The following is a 5,204-nucleotide window of genomic DNA, read 5'->3' as shown; positions in this document are numbered from 1 at the left end:
TCAAAGACCATCAGGTTGTATAAATAGAAGTAGGTTTGGTCATTTTGAAAGTGATACGGTACTTGGTATGAGAAAAACAGGTCTACTTGGAACTCACGTAGAAAGAAAGTCAGGCTTGTAGCATTTAAGTTAGAAACTAAAACAGATACTGAGTTTAGTAGCAAGACCATTCAAGCATTTGAAAACATACCTAAAAAACTTAAAAAGAGCTTCACAGTAGATAACGGTAAAGAGTTTGCAATGCATGAATACATTAAAGAACATACAGGAATGGACGTATACTTTTGTGACCCATATTCACCATGGCAAAGAGGCACAAATGAAAATACAAACGGACTACTTAGACAGTTTTTTCCAAAAGGTAGTTCATTTAAAAACATTACTAATGAATCTCTACAAAAAGTTGTTGACATGATTAACAACAGACCAAGAAAGAGATTAGGTTATAAAACTCCATTAGAAGTTTTAAGTAAGTTTTTTGAGTGATTTTATAAAAGTGTTGCACTTATCTTGACAATCTATCATAATATTGGAAGAACGAAGCAGTTTAGCAATATTAAGTTTTTTGATGGCATTAGAAAATTCACAAAAAGTTTTTTCTTTTTTGCTTTTTGGGGTTATCATTAAATCAGCACCTTTCATCTTGGTTGGTTATTTTTTTGCTGATTTAATTATACCATATGTTTGGTGCCTTTTCATGTCAAGACAGGAATTAATGAACAATGTTGTTGCGATATTCCTATATAAGAAGCAAGTTCTCTTTGATGGCAGTAAACTATTTCGGTTCGAGTGTATTGATATATTCTTCTGTATAATCGATGGCTTTATCTATAAAAATCATATGACCATCTTTGATGAATATATTTTTACTTTTTATATACTTCTTTATAAATGCTTTTAGCACTAACTCCCAAACATTCATTAAAAGAAGAGTTGTTGTTTCATAATGATAAGAGAAATTTGGTTTGTTATGTAATTCAATAGCTGCAAAATATGCTGCTATTGAATTTTTTAACAAATTGTTCTGAACCATCTTTCGTTTAGACATAACTTCGCTCTCTTAGATACTTATTGTATGTAGACTATTAGTATTTTTCATTTACTATAATATAAGGTTAGGAGGATTGCAACTATGGATATTGTAAAAGTCTTTGGAGACAATTTAAAAAAATATCGCACTGCAATGGGTATATCACAAGAAGCATTTGCCGATAAATGTGGTATGCACCGCACCTATATTAGTGCGATTGAATGTTATCGCCGTAGCATTTCTTTGGAAAATATTCAGAGAATAGCTGATGCACTTGGAATCAAAACATACAAACTGTTTTTGGAGGATAATGATAATGCTTGAACAAATAAGAGACATTCTTCTTTCACACAACGGAAAGAGAAATCCTATTACATCAGCGGAAATTGCCAGAAAAATTGGAATTATTGAGGATGATACACACGTGCAAACGAGGGCGTTAATACTTGAATGTGCCCAAAAATACAAGTTGCCATTGGCTGCGAGCAATCGAGGATATTATCTTATTTCAAACCAGCAAGAGTATGATGAATATATGAATAATCTTGATTCACGCAGTGCCGGTATTGAGGAAAGAAAGAAAATTATTACGATAAATTTTAAAGGAGGCAAATAATGAAATACACACTTAAAAATGAGCTTATTGAAAATTTCAACGAAAGCAAATCGTTTAGCTTTCCTAAGTATACGTCTCAGTTAATAAACTGGGCAAATCAAAACGCACAAGGAACTCGTCCTGTTGTCGTAGGTCAAATGTCCGAGCTTTTTCCTGAATTTATGAATTCTGGTATGGAGATCACTATTGAAAACTGGCGTAAATGGTATACAGAAAAATATCCTGAGGCATTTGAAAATGCAACCGATAAAATATTTGCACAAGTTCAAAATTTAAGAAATGCCATTCCTTTAATCGATCGTGAGATGGTTGAAAAGTGGGTACAGGATTTAGTTATCAACAAAACCTTCAATGGTATGTATGTTCAAAAAGCAATATTGGCTTCATTGGCAGAGAAGAGAGGAACCACCTATAGACTGGCAACACCGGAAGAAGAATCAATAGGCATTGATGGGTATGTTGGAGAAGTTCCATACTCTGTAAAACCAGATACATACAAAACTATGGGGCGACTTTCCGAAACAATAGATGTCAAAATGATATATTACTCTAAGACAAAAACTAATTTAAAAATTGAAGTTGAAGATTGATGCTTGGGTGCTACCCTTTAAGTAGCACCCTCATTTTGTTTTAGCATAGAATCATTAAACTTTGTCTTGCAAGAGTAATCGGTATCATTATCTACATATACAAACCCTGTTCTTATCAAATGATTATTAATAAATGTTTTGTTATCAAGATACACATAACATTGCAGGGTATTGTTACGATCATATTTTTCTGTATCATATTTTAAAAACACTTTGCGCTTCTGGAATTTATTTTGAAGAAACTCGATTGCTTGATCCTGATATGTTGGATTAACATTTATCCCCAGCAAACGAACAATTAACCCATTGGAAAGCTCAATTTTATTAGGAGAGATAACCTGTTTCACACTAAACAATTCATTCTTTTTGGTTTTAGAAGAATCAATTTTTGATCCAAATTGAAGTTTTTTAACATCAATTTTTTTGTCCATTTTATGAGGATCGTGAAAAACATATGGCAATTGTTCAAAAGAGCAACTTTTTCCCTTTTTATCTTCACAAAAGGCGACTCTTGATTCATCTCCCAAAACAAGTTGGTTGCTGCAGAGCTTTTTCTTAATAAGTGAAGCAAATTCTTTGTTGATCTCATAACCAATTGAATTTCTTCCTAATTTCTTCGCCGCAAGAGAGGTAGTTCCACTACCTGCAAACGGATCAAAAACAGTTTCTCCCACAAATGAAAACATTTTAATCAAACGCTTAGGCAATTCTTCTGGAAACATTGCAATATGTCCTGTTTGTTTAACGCCATTAAAATTCCAATGAGAAGAAAAATATTGTCCCCATTCTTCTTTAGTCATTGCAGATTGTTCTTTTTGTTCTTTGGTTGGCTTAGGAGCATTACCGAGCTTTTTAAATAAAAGAATAAATTCATAATCCATTTTTAGTATTCCATTTCGAGGATATGGAAAGCTTCCCATAATTGCACCGCCACCAGAGGTGTTCATTGTGGTTGTTTTTTGCCAAATAATGGCTCCCATATAATCCATACCTAAAGATTCACAAAAACGAATAATCTCGGTTCTAATGGGAATAACCTTATATCTTCCATAATATACAGAACGAGCAAATTGATCTCCAATATTAATACAAAGTCTGCAACCATCAGCTAAAACACGATCACATTCCTTCCAGACAAGGTTTAGATTATTTATATAATCTTCATAACTATCATTAAACCCAATTTGATCGTCTGTTCCATAATCTTTTAGTTGCCAATAGGGTGGTGAAGTTATGATTAACTGTACCGATTTATCTTCAATTTGGTTTAAGGATCTACTATCGCCAAATATAATTCTATGTTCAGTCATAATGAAAACCTTTCTTATTTTATTTGTTCGCCATTAGGCAATACAAAATATTGTTCATAAGTAGCCCCAAGTACTTTTGCGATTTGATTGAGTTCTTCTTGGGTAACTGTATTTCTTTTTAATTTTGCATTAAAATTCTGAGGTGTCTGATCTATTCTTCTTGCAAGTTCAGACAAACTAATTCCTGCTCTTACACACAATACTCGTATTTGTTCTGAAGTAATCATATAAAACCTCCTCAAAGAAATTACACTTGATATTATAAAATATTTAATTGATATTGTCAACTGTATGATTTAATGAGGTAGTGTCAAGATTATAGGATTACGATACATATGTTACATTCATAAAATAAATAATGCGGAAATCCTTCGTTTATGTTATGTTTAAGTTACCACGCAAAAACTAATTAAGGAGGTTTCCGCATGGCAAGTATAACACAAGATATAAGGTTTCGTCTATCCCTAATTAAATATTCACAGAAACACGGAGTTTCTAAGGCTGATCGTAAGTACCGTACTAATCGACAGTACATTTACCGCTGGTTAAAACGATACGATGCAACTATAGAATCTCTTGGTGAGAAATCACGACGCCCTCTTCTCTTAAACATCCTAATCAACATACTCCTGAAGAACTTTCTCTCATTCAAAATATAAGAAGAAGAAATCCTCATGATGGTTTAGTTGTCTTTTGAGTAAAATTAAAACAACGTGGGTATTCAAGAACAATCCCTTCCCTATGGCGTATACTAAAAAAACTTTCTTTAGTCCCCATAAAACCCAAAAATCCTAAATCCCCAAACCATACGAGCAAATGACGTATCCCGGACAACGCATTTAAATCGATGTAAAACATGTTCCTTCTGCTTGCTTGGTCGGAGAAGCAGCGAATTCTAAATTCTATCAATACACTGCTATTGATGGGTTTTCAAGATATCGTTTTGTAGAAGCCTTTGAAGAAGCTAACACTTATTCCTCCACCATTTTCCTTGATCATGTTCTCAAAGCATTTCCTTTCCCGGTTGAATGTGTTCAAACCGATAATGGTTTTGAATTCACCAAACGCTTTGGAACAATCAATTAGGATACCAATCTAACCATGTTTGAAAAACGCTTAGCTTTTTATCATATAAAACATAAAAAAATTAGACCGTTTACTCCAAGACACAATGGAAAAGTGGAACGATCTCACAGAAAAGACAATGAATACTTTTATGCTACTCATACATTTTATTCTTTTAGGTTTACAATATAAGTGCAACACCTAATAAAAAAATAATGACTCATAAAACAAAAACTTGTATAATAGAGTTTGCGAAAATAAAATACAAGGAGTTGATATTTTATGAGTCATTACACTCATCTTAGCATAGAAGAAAGAGAAAAGTCAAGAGTTATGTTAGAACAAGGTATAAGTATACGTGCTATAGCACGTATACTTGTTCGCTCGCCCTCAACCATATCTCGTGAATTTAATCGTAATTCATATGCTAGCGGTTCTTATGCCGCTCATCATGCTCAAAAAAAGTATCTTAAAAGAAAATCTAAATGTGGTAAAAAAGCTATATTACAATCTAATGAACAAGCTAAAAACTACGTTATTGATAGACTTGACTTAATGTGGACTCCTGAGCAAATATCAGGTAGAGCAAAGTT

The 5,204-nt window shown here is 33.0% G+C and carries 8 protein-coding genes and 1 pseudogene; 5 read left to right on the top strand and 4 right to left on the bottom strand.

Going from position 1 to position 5,204, the window contains the following annotated elements; all coding sequences use genetic code 11:
• A pseudogene (locus HMPREF9629_RS12015) lies at positions 1-486 on the top strand (IS30 family transposase); the annotation flags it as partial.
• Here the strand turns inward: HMPREF9629_RS12015 and HMPREF9629_RS11705 are convergent.
• Together HMPREF9629_RS11705 and HMPREF9629_RS01460 are read right to left on the bottom strand one after the other, a co-directional pair.
• Positions 466-624: a hypothetical protein gene (locus tag HMPREF9629_RS11705; RefSeq protein ID WP_154646044.1), complete on the bottom strand. Its 159-nt coding sequence runs from the start codon at positions 622-624 to the stop codon at positions 466-468. The pseudogene HMPREF9629_RS12015 and the gene HMPREF9629_RS11705 overlap by 21 nt on opposite strands.
• Before the next feature lie 151 nt (positions 625-775).
• Entirely contained in the window at positions 776-1,048 is a 273-nt protein-coding gene (locus tag HMPREF9629_RS01460) for a DUF3644 domain-containing protein (protein ID WP_009524534.1), read from the bottom strand.
• 84 nt (positions 1,049-1,132) lie between these two features.
• Between HMPREF9629_RS01460 and HMPREF9629_RS01455 the strand changes: the two genes are divergently transcribed.
• Genes HMPREF9629_RS01455 through HMPREF9629_RS01445 form a run of 3 tightly spaced genes read left to right on the top strand, consistent with a single transcriptional unit; the run spans position 1,133 to position 2,236 of the window.
• Positions 1,133-1,354 carry a helix-turn-helix domain-containing protein gene (locus HMPREF9629_RS01455; RefSeq protein WP_009524533.1) on the top strand — a complete coding sequence of 74 codons (222 nt, stop codon included), beginning with the start codon at positions 1,133-1,135 and terminating at the stop codon, positions 1,352-1,354.
• Positions 1,347-1,646: a hypothetical protein gene (locus tag HMPREF9629_RS01450; protein WP_009524532.1), complete on the top strand. Its 300-nt coding sequence runs from the start codon at positions 1,347-1,349 to the stop codon at positions 1,644-1,646. Before HMPREF9629_RS01455 ends, HMPREF9629_RS01450 begins: the two co-directional genes overlap by 8 nt.
• The gene (locus tag HMPREF9629_RS01445) at positions 1,646-2,236 is read left to right on the top strand and encodes an MjaI family restriction endonuclease (protein WP_009524531.1); all 591 of its coding nucleotides are present in this window, start codon (positions 1,646-1,648) and stop codon (positions 2,234-2,236) included. Before HMPREF9629_RS01450 ends, HMPREF9629_RS01445 begins: the two co-directional genes overlap by 1 nt.
• A 17-nt stretch (positions 2,237-2,253) precedes the next feature.
• On the opposite strand, the gene HMPREF9629_RS01440 is transcribed toward HMPREF9629_RS01445, so the two are convergent.
• Positions 2,254-3,546, bottom strand: a complete 1,293-nt coding sequence (locus HMPREF9629_RS01440) for a DNA methyltransferase (protein WP_009524530.1) — start codon at positions 3,544-3,546, stop codon at positions 2,254-2,256.
• A 14-nt stretch (positions 3,547-3,560) separates the two neighbouring features.
• The gene (locus tag HMPREF9629_RS01435; RefSeq protein ID WP_009524529.1) at positions 3,561-3,773 is read right to left on the bottom strand and encodes a helix-turn-helix domain-containing protein; all 213 of its coding nucleotides are present in this window, start codon (positions 3,771-3,773) and stop codon (positions 3,561-3,563) included.
• A 1,120-nt stretch (positions 3,774-4,893) separates the two neighbouring features.
• On the opposite strand from HMPREF9629_RS01435, the gene HMPREF9629_RS01425 reads away from it, so the two are divergent.
• On the top strand, positions 4,894-5,204 hold a 311-nt coding region (locus HMPREF9629_RS01425; RefSeq protein ID WP_009524528.1), incomplete at its 3' end, for a helix-turn-helix domain-containing protein.

This window comes from Peptoanaerobacter stomatis, assembly GCF_000238115.1.
GTDB lineage: Bacteria > Bacillota > Clostridia > Peptostreptococcales > Filifactoraceae > Peptoanaerobacter > Peptoanaerobacter stomatis.
Note: the sequence above shows the minus strand (reverse complement) of the source record. Positions and strands in the feature narration are given on the sequence as shown.

Bases quoted from the DNA above. Each gene is read 5' to 3' on its own strand.
- HMPREF9629_RS11705 (WP_154646044.1), bottom strand. From the start codon at position 624: ATGATAACCCCAAAAAGCAAAAAAGAAAAAACTTTTTGTGAATTTTCT.
- HMPREF9629_RS01460 (WP_009524534.1), bottom strand. From the start codon at position 1,048: ATGTCTAAACGAAAGATGGTTCAGAACAATTTGTTAAAAAATTCAATA.
- HMPREF9629_RS01455 (WP_009524533.1), top strand. From the start codon at position 1,133: ATGGATATTGTAAAAGTCTTTGGAGACAATTTAAAAAAATATCGCACT.
- HMPREF9629_RS01450 (WP_009524532.1), top strand. From the start codon at position 1,347: ATGCTTGAACAAATAAGAGACATTCTTCTTTCACACAACGGAAAGAGA.
- HMPREF9629_RS01445 (WP_009524531.1), top strand. From the start codon at position 1,646: ATGAAATACACACTTAAAAATGAGCTTATTGAAAATTTCAACGAAAGC.
- HMPREF9629_RS01440 (WP_009524530.1), bottom strand. From the start codon at position 3,546: ATGACTGAACATAGAATTATATTTGGCGATAGTAGATCCTTAAACCAA.
- HMPREF9629_RS01435 (WP_009524529.1), bottom strand. From the start codon at position 3,773: ATGATTACTTCAGAACAAATACGAGTATTGTGTGTAAGAGCAGGAATT.